Source organism: Amycolatopsis lurida (genome assembly GCF_900105055.1).
In the GTDB taxonomy this organism is placed as follows: domain Bacteria; phylum Actinomycetota; class Actinomycetes; order Mycobacteriales; family Pseudonocardiaceae; genus Amycolatopsis; species Amycolatopsis lurida.
The window spans coordinates 4,437,418-4,453,512 of sequence record NZ_FNTA01000004.1; the positions used below are offsets into that span (position 1 = coordinate 4,437,418).

Below are 16,095 nucleotides of genomic sequence, written 5' to 3' on the forward strand. Positions count from 1 at the left end.
CAGAGTTGGAGTCCGCTTCCGTGAGCGAGTCCACGAGCGCCACGTACGCCGCCGCCGGCGTCAGCATCGACGCCGGTGACAAAGCCGTCGAGCTGCTCAAACCGCACGCCGAGAGGGCCACCAGGCCCGAGGTGATGGGCGGGGTCGGCGGTTTCGCCGGGCTGTTCTCCCTGAAGCTGGACAAGTGGAAAGAGCCGGTGCTGGCCTCGTCGACCGACGGGGTCGGCACCAAGATCGCCGTCGCGCAGGCGCTCGACAAACACGACACGGTCGGCATCGACCTGGTCGCGATGGTCGTCGACGACCTGGTCGTCACCGGTGCCGAGCCGCTGTTCATGCAGGACTACATCGCCGTCGGCAAGGTCGTGCCGGAGAAGATCGCGGCGCTGGTCGGCGGTATCGCCGAGGGCTGTGTCCGGGCGGGTTGCGCGCTGCTCGGCGGCGAGACCGCGGAGCACCCCGGCCTGATGGGCGAGCATGACTACGACCTTTCGGGCACCGGTATCGGCGTCGTCGAGGCGTCGAACGTGCTCGGCCCGGAGCGGGTCCGCCCCGGTGACGTCGTCCTCGCGCTCGGCTCGTCCGGCCTGCACTCCAACGGCTACTCGCTCGCCCGGCACGTGCTGCTGGACATCGCGCGCATGCCGCTCGACGGGCACGTCGAGGAGTTCGGCCGCTCGCTGGGCGAGGAGATGCTGGAGCCGACCAGGATCTACGCGAAGGACTGCCTCGCGCTGGCGTCCGAGGCCGACGTCCGCACGTTCGCGCACATCACCGGCGGCGGCCTGGAGCAGAACCTCGCGCGCGTCATGCCGCGCGGACTGGTCGCCCGGCTCGAACGCGGCACCTGGACCCCGGCGCCGGTGTTCGCGCTGATCGGCCACCGCGGCAAGGTCGAGCGGGCCGAACTGGAGAAGACGTTCAACATGGGCGTCGGCATGGTCGCGATCGTCGGCGCCGACGACGTCGACCGGGCGCTGGCGATGCTGACCGCGCGGCACGTGCCGGCGTGGATCCTCGGCGACGTGCAGCCCGCGGAAGACCCGGACGGCCCGCGCGCCGTGCTCTCCGGTGACCACCCGCGCTTCTGAGTGTCCGTTGGGGAACCCGCGCCGCGATCGACGTCGGCAGGGCGCGACCTGGTATATCACCGTTCCGGTGAGTGATCAGGGCGCCCTGCCACCGCGATAGTGGGGGTTGACGAGTCCACCCTCAGCTCTCGCCAACAGGCACTGAATATTCTCTTGGCCCTGGTGGAACACTGGGTCCGTGGCTGATGACGTGGTGGTCGGCACCCGGTTCGTGATCCCGGGTGCCGAATTGAGCGAACGGTTCTCCCGGTCGTCGGGTCCGGGTGGGCAGGGCGTGAACACCACGGACTCGCGGGTCGAACTCTCCTTCGACGTGGCCGGTTCGGCGTCCGTCCCGGAGCATCTCCGGGCGCGGATGCTGGACCGGCTTTCGTCGCGCCTGGTCGACGGGGTCGTCACGATCACCGCCTCCGAACACCGCTCCCAGCTGATGAACCGGGAAGCCGCGCGGGCACGTCTGGTGATGTTGCTGCTGGACGCGTCGGCGCCCCCGGCCGCCAAGCGGCGTCCCACCAAACCCTCGCGAGGTTCGAAGGAACGCCGCCTGGCGTCGAAGAAGCGCCGAGGCGAGGTCAAGAAGTCACGCCGCGGTGGTTACTCAGACGACTGACAGGTGCACACATTCGGCCGCCGTCTCGAAGCCGACCCGGCCGTAGACGCGTTCCGCCTGCCCGGCGCCCGGCGTCAGGAACACCGACCGGCCGCCGCGCGCGTGGGCTTCCCGCGTCAGGTACTCCGTCATCGCCGCGGCGATCCCGCGGCTCCGGTACCCCTCGACCACGCCGATCCCGGCGATCTCGGTCGCGCCGTCGAGGATCGCGGTCGCGACCCCGCCGCCGACGACCTCGCCGGTTTCGGCCACGGCCATCACCGACAGGGTTTCGCCGCTCAGCTGATCCGGTGACGGGTCGAGGTGGAGATCGGGATCGTCCTCCCCGAACGCCACGTTCTGCGCCCGGATCATCTGCCGGAGTTCGCCCTCGGTTTTCGGGGTGACCAGGCTGATCCCGGCCGGTTCCGGCTGGCCGACGACCTGCCCCGGGGAACAGATCATCAGCGGAACCCGCCGCTCCAGCGTGTAACCGCACTCGACGAGCACGGCCTCGGCGGCCGGAACCGCTTCGGTGAGGAACTCCAGACGCGGTACGAGCCCGCGCTTACGGAACGCCTCGGTCAGCGCGGCGACGTCATCCTTCGCGGGGACGGCGCCGTCGTCGGGGATCGCGTAGTTGAGGAACGGACTGCTGGATTCGAGGTAGTACGTGGCCAGGAACGGCCCGATCCGCTCGGTCTCCCGGAACTTCGCCGCGGTGAGGCGAATGTAGGACTGCAAAGCACGAATCGTCTCGGAAAGCACTGGTGGAAAGCCTTTCGGGCAGAAGAAAGAGACGCACGGGAGGATCCGCGTGCGTGCTGGAGCTGGCAGGTGCGCCGGCTAGCTCGTGCCGACGCCACCGAAGGCGTCAGGCATGAGGCATCCCTCTTTCTTGGTACGCAGGGCTTTCGCGATCACTCTCGCACCACGGTCAACCCATTTACCTCCGCAGCGGATGCGCGATGCTCGAATACCGCTCGTCCCACGCCGATCTCGGGACCCGAAGCCGGACTGGGGCGGTGCACACCCGCCGGACCTGGACCGGGATCCGCACCGGTGGCCGGACGTCCAGGCGATGCCACAGCCGTTTGCTCAGCGCGGCACCCGCCACGGCACCCAGCGTGTTCAGCAGGATGTCGTCGGCCGAGGTCACCCTGCCCGCCTGGATCAGATATTGCGTGCCTTCCACCAGCACCGAGACGGCCAGCGCCCCCAGCGCGATCCGGGCGAGCGACCGCAGGCGGCGGGACCGCACGGGGAGGAGGGCGCCGAGCGGGCTCAGCATGAGGACGTTGCCCAGCGCCTGCCAGAGGTTGGCGCTGTCGGACAGAACGAGCCGCAGGTCGGTGCCGGGTTCGAGGTTCAGCCTGCTGCCCTGTACGCCGGTCACCGGCATCGTGACCAGGCACGACACCAGGAAACAGGCCAGGGCGAGCGTCATGTCGACGGCGGCCGTCGCCGACGCGGAGAAGGGGTCCGCCCGTCTTCGCCGTCGATACGCCGCGAGGAGCGGCCAGCCGAGCAACGCGTAGGGAATCGTGGTGATCGTCAACGGGATCATCCCGCCGAAAGCGCGGAGCAGCTCACCCATGGCCTTCCTTTCCGGAGCGCCCAAGATCACCTTCGCATCACAAGATCGACTCGGCACGGCGGAGTCGGCGCACTAAGAGGTGATCTCTTCCGGTGGCGGAAAAGGTTTTCCCATGCGGTGACCGTCCACAAAGGAACCTGTGGACAAACCTGTGGATGATCGTGAAGTCTTCGAAAGAAGGCCTTATCGCATAAGGAAAAGCCTTGTGGGTGACCTGTGTACTACTTGCCGTGTCCGGCGAGCTCCCGCGCGTGTTCGAGCAGCTTCTGAAGGTGCAGGCCGCGGCGCACGTCACACGGGTGCGAGGTCGTCCCGCTCGCGGCCATCGCGGCGAAATCGTCCAGGAGCGCGGTGTACGACTCGCCCGCCGAGCCCGGCTTGCGGCCCAAGGTGCGGTAGCCGTGCTCGCCGTAAACGGCCACTTCGACGACCGTCGGCTGGATCGGCAGCCGCAGCGACAGCGTCGCCGTACTGGTCGCGCCACCCTCGTGGGCTAACAGCAACTGCCACAGATCGTCATCGGTCCGGTTCGCGGCGAGTACGCCGGTGATCTCACCGAGAGCCGCGTCCAGCAGATCGAGGGCGTGCGGGCCGATGTCGGCGAGCGCACCGGAGTCGTGCCGCCACGCCGAGGACCGGTACTGGCCGCCGAGCAGCGCGCCCGAAAGCCATCGAGCCCCGCCGCCGCGCCAGCCGCCTGCTTCCTTGATGCCGTCGAGCCACTCGCGGGTCATCGGCGAAAACCGCAGGATGAGGACCACGAGAGCCGCGACGCCGGCGGCCTCCACGGCGTCCGCGAGGCGGCGCGCGCCGTCGAGATCGGCGGCGATCGGCTTCTCCAGGATCAGATGCTTGCCCGCTTCGGCCGCCTTGACCGCCAGCTCCGCCTGGACGGCGGGCGGCACCGCGAAGGCGACCGCGTCCACCTGGTCGAGCAACTCGTCGAAACTGTCAACGGCTTGGGCGCCATGTGTCTCGGCCAGCTCCTTCGCGGCCTCAGGGCGCCTGGCCCAGACCGCGCGCAACGTCATTCCGGGGTGATCGGCGAGACCTGGCGCGTGCACCGTCTTCGCCCACGGACCGGCACCGACCAGACCCACACGCAGCTGTCCCTGTCCCACGCCCCCGAGTCTAGGTGTGCCGCCGCGCAAGCTGAACGCACCATCAAGTTGCGTTTATTGCGTTTGTTGCGAATAATTCGTTGAGAGCCGATACTGGGTCCACGTTGAACACGGGAGCAGCGATGACTGCGTTGACCATCGACCAGATCGTCCCGGGGCGCCACGACATCGACGTGGCACTCGAGGCACTTCCGCACGTCGAGGCCTATCTGGCCAGGCGTCATGAACGGGACACCGTGCGCGTCGTCGTCGATGAGAGCGAAGAGTCCGTGGTCGTTCCCCGGGGAGTCGTCGATCTGATGGCCCGGGTGCTGGCGTTGGTGGCGGCAGGCGAGAGCGTGTCCATCGTCCCGTCACACGCGGAACTGACCACACAGCAGGCGGCCGACCTGCTCAACGTTTCCCGGCCGTTCCTCATCGGGCTGCTGGAAGCGGGGCGGATCGAGTACCGCACGGTCGGCAAGCATCGTCGCGTGAAGGCCGGTTCCCTCCACGACTATCTGCGAGAAGACGACCGACGACGCCGCGACGCGGCGGACGAACTTTCCGCCTTGAATCAGGAGATGGGGCTGACGTAGCAAGTGGCCTTCGTCGTCCTTTTCGACGCCAACGTGCTGTATCCCAACGTTCTGCGTGATCTCTTGCTCCGGATCGCGCAGAGCGGGTTCGTGCAGGCGAAGTGGACGGACGAGATTCTCGACGAAGTCTTCCGGAATCTCCGGAAGAACCGGCCCGATCTCGATCCGCTCAAACTCGACAGGACGCGAAGCCTGATGAACGCCGCTGTCCGGGACTGCCTGGTCACGGGCTACGAACCGCTCGTCCCGACGCTCGAACTGCCGGACCTGGACGATCGCCACGTGCTCGCGGCGGCCATCAAGGCGCAGGCGCGCGTGATCGTGACCGAGAACCTGCGGGATTTTCCCGAACGAATTCTCGGCCGCTGGAACGTCGAAGCCCAGAGCGCCGACGACTTCGTCCTCGACCGGATCGAGCTCAGTGAGCGTGTGGTCGTGGGGGCGGTGCGGCGCATCGTCGACGCGCGCCGCGCTCGGCCTACCAGTGTCGCCGAGGTCCTCGGCGCTTTGGAGCGCTGCGGCCTACGCAAGTCGGTCGCAGCGCTCCGTCGCTGTGATGAAGCCGGTCAGGAGTAGCTGTAGAAACCGCGGCCGGTCTTCTTGCCGAGCAGGCCGGCGTCGACCATGCGCAGCAGCAGCGGCGGCGAGGAGTACAGCGGCTCCTTGAACTCGGCGTACATCGAGTCCGCGATCGCCTTGATGGTGTCCAGGCCGATCAGGTCCGAAAGCCGCAGCGGGCCCATCGGGTGCGCGGTGCCCAGCTCCATACCGCGGTCGATGTCCTCGGCGGACGCGAAACCCGACTCGATCATCCGGATCGCCGAAAGCAGGTACGGCACTAGCAGCGAGTTCACGATGAACCCGGCGCGGTCCTGCGACCGGATCACCGTCTTGCTCAACGCCGTCGTCGCGTGCTCTTCGGCACGGCGGGCGGTGTCGTCGCTGGTCAGCAGCGAGGGCACCAGCTCGACGAGCGGCAGCACCGGGACCGGGTTGAAGAAGTGGATGCCGACCACCTGCTGCGGACGGCCGGTGGCCATGCCGAGCTTCATGATCGGGATCGAGGAGGTGTTGGACGCGAACACCGCGTCCTCACGCTCGACGATCTTGTCCAGCGACCGGAACACCTCGACCTTGGCCTGCTCCTGTTCCAGGATGGCCTCGATGACGAGGTCGCGGTCGGCGAACTCGCCGATCTCGGTGGTGAAGCGGAGCCGTCCGAGCGCCGCGTCGGCGTCTTCCTGCGAGAGCTTCCCGTTCTTGACGCCGCGTTGCAGCGACTTCTCGATCCGCGCCCGCCCGGAGTCCAGCGCCGGCTGGTTGACCTCGGTGACGATCACGTCCAGTCCGGCCCGCGCGTGCACCTCGGCGATGCCCGAGCCCATGAGCCCGGCCCCGACGACACCTACTCGCGCTACGTCAGACATGGCACCTCCTCGTATTTTGGGCAGCACGCGACACGCGAGGGTGGCCTACCGGGCAAGCCCGGATCCACCCTCGCGTGTCACGCGTTGCTCAGCGGCGGTATTCGTCGTACCCGTCGTACGGGTCGTCGTCATACCGCTTGTCGTCCTCGTGCCTGTCTTCCGAGGAACTACTGGACAGCTCGCGCTGCAAAGCATCGAAGTCGGTTTCGTGCGAGCTGTACTTGAGCTCGCGCGCCACCTTCGTCTGCTTGGCCTTAGCCCGGCCGCGCCCCATGGCTCGACCCCCTCGCACAGGGGCGGGGCGGCCGGGGGAATCGGCGGCCCCGCATCGTCTCGACAATTCTTTCCTGCTGACACCGTACCGTGTCCGGGGGGTTGGATGCGACGTGGCACGGTGTGCCGGTGGCGACAGTGTTCACGGAACGCCGGTTACCGGCCGGTCGGTGGCGATAGTCGCAGGTCGGCGTGCCACGATGCTCGTGTGCCCCGTCCGTTCGCGGCTTATCTCCGCGTCTATGAGCCCCTGCTCGCGCTGGGGGATCCACCGGACGAACGCCTGCTCGAGGCCGTCGAAGCGGCCCGGCTCGATCGTTCGGCCGCAGGGCTGCGCGAGCAGGCATTGTGGCTCAAGTCACAGCATGTGGGGCGGTTGCTGCCCGCCGAACTCGCGGACGGCAGGGCCGCGCCCAGCCTCGTCACCGATGTCCTCGTCCTGGATCCCGAAGACGTGCCGGAGGGCGAGCACGGTGACGCCGGCCCAGGGCCGCTGATCTGCCCGATGGAGATCCGCGCGCGCTCCGCCGCGGCACTGGTGACCTTCCTCGGCGACGCGCACCCGGCGCTGAAGAACGCGGTGCTCGACGCCGGCGGCGCGACACTCGACACGATCCGCTCGCGGGCGAAGTCCGCCATCGGGGATCTGTCCGCCTCGGCTTCGCACACGCTGTCGACGACGTGGACCGTCCCACTGCCGTGGTTCGTGCTGTTCGATCCCGGGATGCGCCGGATCAAACTCGGCAAGGGCCGCCACGACCCCGAACGCGAGGTGTCGTGGCGGGTCTCCATCGCCGACGCGCGGCATCGCGCCCGCGAGGTCGGCGACCTGCTCGAAGCGACCTTCGGCGACTCGGGGCCGGGCCGGGTGCTGCTCGAAACGCGACGCTGGCTCGACAGCTTCCACCCCGGCTCCGCGGTCGAGCTCGACTACGGCGGTCTCGTGCAGCTCTTCGCCGACTCGATCCTCCAGGCCGACACGACCGCCGAAGAGGTGCACGACATCCTCGACGCGCTCCGCACCGGCAATGTCGACGAGCTGGCGGAACTGTTCGCCGACCTGCGGGACTTCTGGGGCGACTTGGCCGCGCGGGAACGCGCGAACTAGCCGTAGAGGTTTTCGGCGACCCTCAGTTCGCCGACCGGTTTCCCGCCGCCCAGTACCGCGTCGCGCCCTAGGTCGCCGGCTTCGTCACCAGGGTCGATGCCGAGGTGACGCAGCGTCGCGAGCAGCAGCGGGATGCGGGCCCTGGCCGCGCCGTCGTCGATCTTCAGTGCCAGCGCCGTGCCGTCCGGGAGGGCGAACGCGTGCACTCCCTCGGCGCCGCCCTTCGAGAGCAGGCCGTCGATGTTCCGCATCAGCACCGTGTCCTCGCGGCCGGTGCCCGCGACCTGCCACGGATACGCGCGGACCGCGTCGGCGACCCTGCGTTCCGGTCCGCCGATGGCCGTGACCAGTCTGCCGAAGGAGCGGGCGAGGCCGGTGAGGGAGAACGCGAACAGTGGCGCGCCGCAGCCGTCGACGCCGACCGTCTCGATCGTCTCGCTGGTGAGGTCGGCGACGGTGGCCTGGACGACCTTTTGCAGCGGATGGATCTCGGCCTCGTAGTCCTTGGTCGGCCAGCCGAGTTGCGCGCAGGTCATCAGCATCGCGGCGTGCTTGCCGGAGCAGTTCATGGCGGCCCGGCGCTTCCCGGCCGAGGCCACGGCCAGCATGCTGGGCTCGTGCAGCGGGAAGGCGGGTGGGCAGGCCAGCGCGTCCTCGGTCAGCCCCGCGCGGGAAAGCATGGCCAAGGCGCCCTCGACGTGGCCGGGCTCGCCGTTGTGCGATCCGCACCCCAGCGCGAGCTCTTCGTCGCCGATCGTGAGACCGGCGCGGAGCATCCCGACCGCTTGCAGGGGTTTGTTGGACGAACGCGGATAGACCGGCCGCTCGATGTCGCCGGCGGAGAACCGCACCGAGCCGTCCGGGGCGGTGATCACGAGTGCGCCGCGGTGCACGCTCTCCACGAAACCGGATCGGACGACCTCGACCAGGACCGGGTTCGTCACTCGGATCCGCCGCGTTCGGTGTCGAGCAGGTCGTCGACCGACGCCGTGCCCTTGCGGTAGCGGGTCGCGATTTCGGCGTTGATGGTGTCCATGACGCTCTGGACCTCGCGACGGTACGAGGAGACCGAAACCTCTTCGTCGGCGTAGCGATTGAGGGCGTTGATCAGCTTCTCGTCCGACAGCGTGCTGACGTCGGAAAGGTCAGTGTCGCCGATGAGCGCCTCGGCGAACCGGCGGTGCTCACCCGCGCGCGACGGCTCCAGCCGCTGGTGCCTGCCCGAACCGGTGGCCGGGCCGATCGCGTTGTCCGCCAGGATCGCGGCCAGCCGCTCGACGACGCTGCTCTCGCCGCCTGAACTCCTGCGCTCCTGCTCGGCCCGCACGATGTCGATCCGCGCGTGCAGCAGACGCCGCAGGTACGACAGGTCGGTCTCCTCCTGCGCGGCCTCGTCACGGCGCTCGCGCAGCACGGAAAGGGTCAGCTCGCCGAGGTCGCTGAGATACCCAGGGCCGAGCACGCGGTCGATACGACGGCGACCACCAGGCCGGACTTCGATCACGCGCGTAGCTTATCGCGCTCCAGCGAAAATGTTCCGCAGGGAGCGATACCACAAAGATCTCCGCCCCTCACGACACCCTCCGCCACACCGCTGCTCTTTCGGTTCCCTCCAGAGCCCGCCCCCCACCCGTCCCGGGGGCGGCCCCTGGTCCAGTCTACCGGGGGTGGGGTGGGAAAAGTGCTGGTCGGCGGAGTTGTCCACAGGTGGGCAACGTTGTGGACAACTTGTGGATGGTTGGGGCGGTCGCCGGGGGCAAGTACATGAAGGGGGCCTTTATTGCGCTAGGCGCAAGGAAGGCCCCCTTCATGTACTTGAACCGCGACCGAAGCGCGAGTTCTAGGGCTCACGCGCATCCAGCGAGGCGGCAACGCGCGCAGGTAGTGAAGGCCTCCTTGAGGGACCCAGAGTCCCTCGAGGAGGCCTTCACGAACCCAGACGTAGCGAGGCCTTCACGGAACGGCGCCGCCGTGAGAGCCCGCCTATCCCCGCAGCCGCTGAGCCGCTTCCCGGCCCGGCGCCGGAGCCTCACCGGGCACCGAATCCGGGTCGATGGCCGCCTGCACGACGCGATCCTCGGCACCCACCAGCAGTTCCGCGCCCGGCTGCGTCGAGCGTTTGACCAGCGCCAGCGCGATCGGTCCGAGTTCGTGGTGCTGCACCACGCTGCCGACGCGGCCGACCGTTCTCTCGCCCAAAACCACCGGATCGCCGGTCTCCGGCGTGATCTCCGGCGAACCGTCCAGGTGCAGCAGCGCCATGTACCGCGGCGGGCGCCCGACGTTGTGGACCTTCGCGACGGTCTCCTGCCCTCGGTAGCAGCCCTTCGCGACGTGCGCCGCCGAGTCGACCCAGTTCACTTCGTGCGGGATCGTGCGCTCGTCGGTGTCGAGGCCCAGCCGCGGCCGCAGCGACTCGACCCGCAGCGCGTCGAACGCCCAGCTGCCGGCCGGTCGCGCGCCCGCGTCGGTCAGGCGGCGCCACCAGTCGGCGAGTTCGGCGCGGGGGACGGCGAGGTCGACGCTGTGCCGCCCCGGCCACGGCATCCGCCGCGCGAAACCGCCGGGAATCGGCACGACCGAGTACGGGTCCGAGCCCAGGGAGACATCCACGGCGGACAGCACACGGTCCGCGTCGGGGCCGAGGACGGTCAGCAGCGCCAGCTCATCCGAGACATCGCGAATGTCCACTTTGGACCAGAACTTCATCGCTTCGAGGTACTCGCGCAGCGGCTGCTTGCCCCCGGACGGCAATGCGCTGGAGGCCACCGCGCCCCGGTCGCTGTCCAGCCACACCGTGCCGTCCGCGTGCGCGACGACCATGTGCGTGTCGACGCGGCCTTGGCTGTCCAGCACGAGCGCCTCGGTGCCGGTGCCTTCGGCGAGCCCGGTGACATGCTGCGAGATCACCAAATGCAGCCAGGACAAGCGTTCTTCCCCGGTCACGGCCAGGATCTCGCGGTGCGAACGGTCGATCACCACCGCGCCGCGCGCGGCCGTCCGTTGCTCGGCGAAGGGGTCACCCCAGTGCCACGGGACACCCTCTTCCGGATGCCCGTCGGGTGCCGCGATCGGTCCGGGAAGGTCGAGCAGGGGGGAGCGGTAGGGCATGAAACCCATGCTAGTGAGTACCGTGTCCCCATGCGCGTGCTTGCCTTCCTCGACGGGACCCTGGCCGACCCCGAAGCCGCTCACCTGCGAGTAGACGACCTCGGGTTGCTTCGCGGCGACGGCGTGTTCGAGACGATCCTCGTCGTCGACGGACGGCCCCGCGAGCTCCGCCCGCACCTCGAGCGGCTGGCCCGTTCCGCCGCCATGCTCGACCTGCCGGAGCCGGACCTCGCCGCCTGGGAGCGCGCCGCGCAGGTCGTCATCGACAACTGGTCCGGCCCGGCCGAGATCGCGTTGAAACTGGTGTACACCAGGGGAATCGACGGCGATCCGGAGGCGAAGCCGTTCGGGTTCGCGCTCGGTGTGGAGATCGACGAGAAGGTCCAGCGCGCCCGTGTCGAAGGCGTCGCGGCGATCACCCTCGAACGGGGTATCGAGCCCGACCTCGCCGAGCGCGCGCCGTGGCTGCTGCTGGGCGCGAAGTCGATCTCGTACGGAGTCAACATGGCCGCGCTGCGTGAGGCGGGCCGCCGTGGGGCGAGCGATGTGATTTTCACCGCCGCCGACGGCACGGTCTTCGAAGGGCCGACGTCGACGGTCGTCCTCGCGAGGGACAAGACGCTCTACACGCCGCCGGCGACCATCGGCATCCTGCCGGGGACGACGCAGGCGGCGCTGTTCCGCGGCGCCGAGCGGGCGGGCTGGTCGGTCAAGGTCGAGCCGCTCAAGGTCGCGGACCTCACCGAGGGCGAAGGGCTCTTCCTCGCGTCGTCGGTCCGCAAGCTGACCAGGGTGCACACGCTCGACGGCGCCGTGCTCACCGACTCCAGTGCGATCCACGCCGAGCTGGCCGCCGCGTACGAGAGCGAGTACGCGATCAGCTGAGCGTCGCGCGCAGCTTGGCGATGGTCCGGAGGACCTCGTCCCGGTGCTGGGCCGTGGTCATCCACGTGGGTAGCCGCGCGATCAAGGTCATGCCGGGACGGTCCCCGAGCCCGCGTTCGCGCAGCTTCGCCGCGACGAAACGCTCGATCAGGTCGAGGTGTCGGGCGTGGAATGCCCTGAGGGTGTGCCCGCCGCAGCAGTCGGCGCGCAGCCACACAGGTTCGCGGAAGAACGGGTCGATCGGGCGATTCCACGCGCGCGGTAGTCGGGGGCCGGAGGAGCGCACCAGGGCGCATCCGACACAGGTCAGCCGTTCGGGTGTGACCGAGGCGCGGCCGGCGCAGCGCGGGCAGACGACGAGGATCGGCTCGTCCGCGAGGTCCTCGATCCGGGTCTGCGGATCACGGAACCGTGGGGCGTCCATCAGTTGAGCGGGCTGATGATCAGCAGGTGCGGCAGGATCGCTTCTTCGCGGTAGGCCGCGATCTTGTGGTGCCCGTCGAGGATCACCGCCGCGTCGGTGGTCTCCAGCACGATGGCGACCGGCCGGTGACCGCTCTTGATCGCGGTCCGGTAGTAGCCGACACGCGACACGTCGGCGGGCGGCCAGTCGGCGCTCGGGGTCAGGTAGCGGTCCTCGGCCAGCCGCTCGGGTCCGGCGACCTGGTATTCGCCGTCGGCGAAGAGGTCGAGAAGCGGGCGGAGTGTATCGCCGAGGGGGCGCCGCATCTGCCCGGTGGCCAGCGCGATCCGCAGCGACTGCGGAAGCTCTGGTTGGGTGGGGACCGAATTCGTGTCGATGACACCCGTGCCACCGTTGACCTTTACCTGTTCCACACCCTCGTGGACGAGTGAAAGCGGAGAAGGGTTCCGGGTCGGGCCTGCGCGAGGGCCGGGAGTGACGCCTGTCTCACCACGGCCGCCACCGGATAACCACCGGTAGTTGGATGATCCGCCAAGAACACCACCGGCAACCCGTTCGGCGGCACTTGGACGGCGCCCGTCAGCAGGCCTTCGCTCGGCAATTCCCGCTCCGCGTATCCGGCCGCGCGAGTCAGCGCGGGGCCGTCGAGCCGGAGGCCGACGCGGTTCGATTCCGCCGTCACCGTCCAGGTCTTCGCGAGTCCGGCCGCCGGGTCCTCGAACCAGTGCGCCCGTGGCCCCGGTTCGATCAGCACGACGAGCTCGGCCGGTGCCACCGTGGGCAGCACGACATCGGCACCGCTGGAAACGGACGGCGTGCCGAGCGGGAGGACGTTACCCGCTTTCAGCGGAGCCGGCCCGATCTCCGAAAGGACGTCCCGCGATCGGCTGCCGAGTTCCTCTTCGAGCGTGATCCCACCGGAAACCGCCAGGTAGCACCGTAACCCGGTGGCGGGAGCACCGATCGCCACGACCTGCCCCGCCGCCAGCCACACCGGCGCGTGCGAGCCGACGGGGCGCCCATCGACCTCGACGGCGACGGCGGGGCCGGTCACCGCGATGGTGCAGGACGTCGTGGCGCGCAGCCGTAACCCGCCGAACAGGCACTCGACTCCCGCGGCTCCTTCGTCGTTGCCGACGAGCCGGTTGGCCAGCTTCAACGCAGGGACGTCCAGCGCCCCGGACGGCGGGACACCGAGATGCGCGAAACCGGGTCTGCCGAGGTCCTGAACCAGCGCGAGCGGACCTGTCTCGACCACTTCCACGGCCCTCATCCGGCACTCCGGAACCGCACGCGGTCGCCGGGCGCCAGCACCGCGGGCGGGTCGGCGCGCGGATCGAACAGGACGGTCCGGGTGCGGCCGATCAGCCGCCAGCCACCGGGCGAGACCCGCGGGTACACCCCGGTGAACTCACCCGCGATGCCGACCGAGCCCGGCGGCACGCGAGTACGCGGGGCAGCCAGCCGCGGTTGCCGCAGCGGCTCCGGAAGCCCTGTCAGGTAACCGAATCCCGGCGCGAAGCCGGTGAAGGCCACGGTGTAGACAGCGCCGGTGTGGAGCCGGACAACGTCCTCAGTGGACATTCCGGCGTCCCGTGCGACGAGTTCGAGGTCTTCGCCGTCATAGGTCACGTCGAGGGTGATCTCGCGGGATCCGCCTTCCGGCGGATGTTCGAGGTCGGCGTCCGCGAGCAGTTCGCGGACGGCCGCGAGGGCGCCGGAGCCCGGGATTTCCACCACGAGCAGGCTTCGGGCGCCGGGAACGAGTTCGGCGATCCCGGGCGGGCGCGCGGACGTGACCGTCGCGTGCGCCGCCATCGACTCGGTCAGGGATGCGCAGTCGAGCAGGGCGGCGTGCTCGCCGTAGGCACGCCACCGCATGGGAAGAGGGTCAGCCCACCACGCGACGCAGCAGCGCCGACGTGTGCGGCTGCAGTTCCTGGCCCATCATCGCGCGCTCCTCGACGTAGCCGAGTTCGCCGTTGACGATGCCGTAGAGCCGCTGCGAAGCCGTGACGTCCTTGGCGGTCGAAGTACGGACGACCGCGTCGGTGCCGAGCTCCCAGGCCGGGACCGACGCCTTGCCACGCGGCTTGCCGTAGAAGAGTTCCACGATGCCGGTGTTGTGGGTCAGCAGCAGTTCGATCGTGTCGTCGGCCTGCGGGCGCCAGAACCCGGATTCGCGCGCGGCGGGACGGATGACCTTGCCGTCCTCGTCGAGCAGCCAGGCACGCGCCTCGTGCGTGAGGAACGGGCGGCCGTCGTGCGCGATGGTCAGCTGCATGCCGAACCGGTACGGGCCGTCGATGGTCGGATAGTCGACCTCGCCCTCGCCGCGCCACACTCCGACGAGCGGCAGGAGCGCCAGGCAGGCGTCATTGAGGTTCGCGCCCTCACGCAGGTTCGCGGTGTCGCCCGGGATGGGCATGTCGTCGAACTGCGGAAGGTTCCGGTCGCGCGTGTTTTCCGCGCGCTTTTCCGCGGCCTGGATGGCCTCGTCGCCACTAGCCGTCATCGGTCAGCGCTGGTCCGCGTAAAGCCGGTAGACGACGTACACGGCGAACCAGGTGATCGCGACGCCGGCGAGCACCAGCAGGGTCGTAAACAGGATCTCCACGCCACGCACTTTAGTCGCTACCTGCCCAGACGGCCTTGCGCAGGGTGCGTGGCAGTGCCCACAAGTACGTGAAGGCCCCCTTCCCTCGGCTCAGCCGAGGGAAGGGGGCCTTCACGCGCGAAACGTCAGGCGACCGAGATCGCCAGCTGGTGCACGCCCGGACCCTGCGCGGTCACCGAGGCCTCGCCGTTGCCGGAGCGGTGCAGCGCGCGCACCGTCCAGTCACCGGGGGCCGCGTAGAAGCGGAAATCGCCGTCGGCCGACGAGACCACCTCGCCGGTGAAGTCGCCGCCGCCGTCCAGCAACCGCACGAAGGCGCCGCCGACGGGGCCCTCCGAACCGGTCACCTTGCCGGCCAGCACGACCTGGCCGCGGGTGTCGTAATCGGCGGGCGTGGCCTCCTGGGCCGGTGCGCCGCAGCTGTCGTCTGCCATCACTTGGCTCCCAACTCGACCGGCACGCCGACAAGCGAGCCGTATTCCGTCCACGAACCGTCGTAGTTCTTCACCTGGTCGTAGCCGAGGAGCTCGTGCAGCGCGAACCACGCGATGGACGAACGCTCACCGATCCGGCAGTACGCGATCGTGGCCTTCGACTCGTCGAGGCCCTCGTCGGAGTACAGCTCCTTGATCTCTTCCTCGGTCTTGAAAGTGCCGTCCTCGTTGGCGACCTTCGCCCACGGGACGTTCAGCGCGCCCGGGATGTGGCCAGGGACCTGCGACTGCTCCTGCGGCAGGTGCGCCGGGGCGAGCAGCTTGCCGGAGAACTCGTCGGGCGAGCGCACGTCGACGTAGTTGCTCTTGCCGATCTCGGCGACGACCTCGTCGCGGAACGCGCGGATCGAGAGGTCCTGCTCCTTGGCCTTGTACTCGGTCGGCTCGCGCTTGACCTCGTCCGAGTTCAGCTCGCGGCCGTCGAGCTCCCACTTCTTGCGGCCGCCGTCGAGCAGCTGCACCTTGTCGTGCCCGTACAGCTTGAAGTACCAGTACGCGTACGCGGCGAACCAGTTGTTGTTGCCGCCGTAGAGGATCACGCGGTCGTCGTTCGAGATGCCCTTCTCGGACAGCAGCTTCTCGAAGCCCTCCTTGTTGACGAAGTCGCGGCGGACGCCGTCCTGCAGGTCCTTGCGCCAGTCGAACTTCACCGCACCGCGGATGTGTCCGTTGTCGTACGCGGTCGTGTCCTCGTCGACCTCGATGAACACGACACCCGGGGTGTCCAGGTTCTCCTCGGCCCACTGGGTGGTGACCAGGACGTCTTCACGGCTCATGGGA

General features: G+C 69.1%; 21 protein-coding genes. 6 read left to right on the plus strand and 15 right to left on the minus strand.

Annotated features, from left to right (window positions below):
* The first annotated feature begins 20 nt into the window (after nucleotides 1-20).
* Entirely contained in the window at nucleotides 21-1,091 is a 1,071-nt protein-coding gene (gene purM / locus BLW75_RS26205; protein ID WP_034312665.1) for a phosphoribosylformylglycinamidine cyclo-ligase, read from the plus strand.
* A gap of 178 nt (nucleotides 1,092-1,269) precedes the next feature.
* On the plus strand, nucleotides 1,270-1,701 hold the full coding sequence (arfB, locus tag BLW75_RS26210; protein ID WP_233621656.1) for an alternative ribosome rescue aminoacyl-tRNA hydrolase ArfB: 432 nt from the start codon (nucleotides 1,270-1,272) through the stop codon (nucleotides 1,699-1,701).
* Here the strand turns inward: arfB and BLW75_RS26215 are convergent.
* From BLW75_RS26215 to BLW75_RS26225, 3 genes are all read right to left on the minus strand, one after another.
* A complete protein-coding gene (locus BLW75_RS26215; RefSeq protein ID WP_091598362.1) occupies nucleotides 1,690-2,448 on the minus strand; it encodes a GNAT family N-acetyltransferase in 759 nt (252 codons plus the stop codon). The genes arfB and BLW75_RS26215 overlap by 12 nt on opposite strands.
* A 178-nt stretch (nucleotides 2,449-2,626) precedes the next feature.
* The gene (locus BLW75_RS26220) at nucleotides 2,627-3,277 is read right to left on the minus strand and encodes a VanZ family protein (RefSeq protein ID WP_034312585.1); all 651 of its coding nucleotides are present in this window, start codon (nucleotides 3,275-3,277) and stop codon (nucleotides 2,627-2,629) included.
* A 221-nt stretch (nucleotides 3,278-3,498) separates the two neighbouring features.
* Entirely contained in the window at nucleotides 3,499-4,398 is a 900-nt protein-coding gene (locus BLW75_RS26225; RefSeq protein WP_034312586.1) for a Gfo/Idh/MocA family protein, read from the minus strand.
* Between the two features lie 122 nt (nucleotides 4,399-4,520).
* Here BLW75_RS26225 and BLW75_RS26230 point away from each other — a divergent pair, with 122 nt between their 5' ends.
* Together BLW75_RS26230 and BLW75_RS26235 are read left to right on the plus strand one after the other, a co-directional pair.
* Nucleotides 4,521-4,976, plus strand: a complete 456-nt coding sequence (locus BLW75_RS26230; RefSeq protein ID WP_034312589.1) for a helix-turn-helix domain-containing protein — start codon at nucleotides 4,521-4,523, stop codon at nucleotides 4,974-4,976.
* A gap of 3 nt (nucleotides 4,977-4,979) precedes the next feature.
* A complete protein-coding gene (locus tag BLW75_RS26235; protein WP_034312592.1) occupies nucleotides 4,980-5,552 on the plus strand; it encodes a PIN domain-containing protein in 573 nt (190 codons plus the stop codon).
* Here BLW75_RS26235 and BLW75_RS26240 read toward each other — a convergent pair.
* Nucleotides 5,543-6,403: a 3-hydroxybutyryl-CoA dehydrogenase gene (locus BLW75_RS26240; RefSeq protein WP_091598365.1), complete on the minus strand. Its 861-nt coding sequence runs from the start codon at nucleotides 6,401-6,403 to the stop codon at nucleotides 5,543-5,545. The two genes, BLW75_RS26235 and BLW75_RS26240, sit on opposite strands and share 10 nt — an antisense overlap.
* 88 nt (nucleotides 6,404-6,491) lie before the next feature.
* Nucleotides 6,492-6,677 carry a DUF3073 domain-containing protein gene (locus tag BLW75_RS26245; RefSeq protein ID WP_007032561.1) on the minus strand — a complete coding sequence of 62 codons (186 nt, stop codon included), beginning with the start codon at nucleotides 6,675-6,677 and terminating at the stop codon, nucleotides 6,492-6,494.
* 207 nt (nucleotides 6,678-6,884) lie between these two features.
* Here BLW75_RS26245 and BLW75_RS26250 point away from each other — a divergent pair, with 207 nt between their 5' ends.
* The gene (locus tag BLW75_RS26250; protein ID WP_034312597.1) at nucleotides 6,885-7,784 is read left to right on the plus strand and encodes a DUF8083 family protein; all 900 of its coding nucleotides are present in this window, start codon (nucleotides 6,885-6,887) and stop codon (nucleotides 7,782-7,784) included.
* Here BLW75_RS26250 and BLW75_RS26255 read toward each other — a convergent pair.
* The 3 genes from BLW75_RS26255 to ygfZ form a co-directional block, all read right to left on the minus strand.
* A complete protein-coding gene (locus tag BLW75_RS26255) occupies nucleotides 7,781-8,728 on the minus strand; it encodes an asparaginase (protein WP_034312599.1) in 948 nt (315 codons plus the stop codon). The genes BLW75_RS26250 and BLW75_RS26255 overlap by 4 nt on opposite strands.
* On the minus strand, nucleotides 8,725-9,288 hold the full coding sequence (locus BLW75_RS26260) for an RsiG family protein (protein ID WP_034312602.1): 564 nt from the start codon (nucleotides 9,286-9,288) through the stop codon (nucleotides 8,725-8,727). The genes BLW75_RS26255 and BLW75_RS26260 overlap by 4 nt, the downstream gene beginning before the upstream one ends.
* A 479-nt stretch (nucleotides 9,289-9,767) precedes the next feature.
* Nucleotides 9,768-10,895: a CAF17-like 4Fe-4S cluster assembly/insertion protein YgfZ gene (gene ygfZ / locus BLW75_RS26265; protein ID WP_034312669.1), complete on the minus strand. Its 1,128-nt coding sequence runs from the start codon at nucleotides 10,893-10,895 to the stop codon at nucleotides 9,768-9,770.
* Between the two features lie 30 nt (nucleotides 10,896-10,925).
* Between ygfZ and BLW75_RS26270 the strand changes: the two genes are divergently transcribed.
* The gene (locus tag BLW75_RS26270; protein ID WP_034312605.1) at nucleotides 10,926-11,780 is read left to right on the plus strand and encodes an aminodeoxychorismate lyase; all 855 of its coding nucleotides are present in this window, start codon (nucleotides 10,926-10,928) and stop codon (nucleotides 11,778-11,780) included.
* On the opposite strand, the gene BLW75_RS26275 is transcribed toward BLW75_RS26270, so the two are convergent.
* The 7 genes from BLW75_RS26275 to BLW75_RS26305 all read right to left on the minus strand — a co-directional run bounded on the left by BLW75_RS26275 (nucleotide 11,773) and on the right by BLW75_RS26305 (nucleotide 16,091).
* Nucleotides 11,773-12,204 carry a hypothetical protein gene (locus tag BLW75_RS26275; RefSeq protein WP_034312607.1) on the minus strand — a complete coding sequence of 144 codons (432 nt, stop codon included), beginning with the start codon at nucleotides 12,202-12,204 and terminating at the stop codon, nucleotides 11,773-11,775. The genes BLW75_RS26270 and BLW75_RS26275 overlap by 8 nt on opposite strands.
* Complete coding sequence (locus BLW75_RS26280) at nucleotides 12,204-12,617, minus strand: hypothetical protein (protein ID WP_034312608.1); 414 nt, start codon at nucleotides 12,615-12,617, stop codon at nucleotides 12,204-12,206. The genes BLW75_RS26275 and BLW75_RS26280 overlap by 1 nt, the downstream gene beginning before the upstream one ends.
* The gene (locus BLW75_RS26285) at nucleotides 12,605-13,477 is read right to left on the minus strand and encodes a 5-oxoprolinase subunit C family protein (protein ID WP_034312610.1); all 873 of its coding nucleotides are present in this window, start codon (nucleotides 13,475-13,477) and stop codon (nucleotides 12,605-12,607) included. Before BLW75_RS26285 ends, BLW75_RS26280 begins: the two co-directional genes overlap by 13 nt.
* Complete coding sequence (pxpB, locus tag BLW75_RS26290; protein WP_034312613.1) at nucleotides 13,474-14,085, minus strand: 5-oxoprolinase subunit PxpB; 612 nt, start codon at nucleotides 14,083-14,085, stop codon at nucleotides 13,474-13,476. Before pxpB ends, BLW75_RS26285 begins: the two co-directional genes overlap by 4 nt.
* Nucleotides 14,086-14,095: 10 nt before the next feature.
* Nucleotides 14,096-14,719: a heme-binding beta-barrel domain-containing protein gene (locus BLW75_RS26295; RefSeq protein WP_034312615.1), complete on the minus strand. Its 624-nt coding sequence runs from the start codon at nucleotides 14,717-14,719 to the stop codon at nucleotides 14,096-14,098.
* A 227-nt stretch (nucleotides 14,720-14,946) separates the two neighbouring features.
* The gene (locus BLW75_RS26300; RefSeq protein ID WP_034312617.1) at nucleotides 14,947-15,255 is read right to left on the minus strand and encodes a DUF1416 domain-containing protein; all 309 of its coding nucleotides are present in this window, start codon (nucleotides 15,253-15,255) and stop codon (nucleotides 14,947-14,949) included.
* On the minus strand, nucleotides 15,255-16,091 hold the full coding sequence (locus BLW75_RS26305) for a sulfurtransferase (protein ID WP_034312619.1): 837 nt from the start codon (nucleotides 16,089-16,091) through the stop codon (nucleotides 15,255-15,257). The genes BLW75_RS26300 and BLW75_RS26305 overlap by 1 nt, the downstream gene beginning before the upstream one ends.
* Nucleotides 16,092-16,095 lie beyond the last annotated feature (4 nt).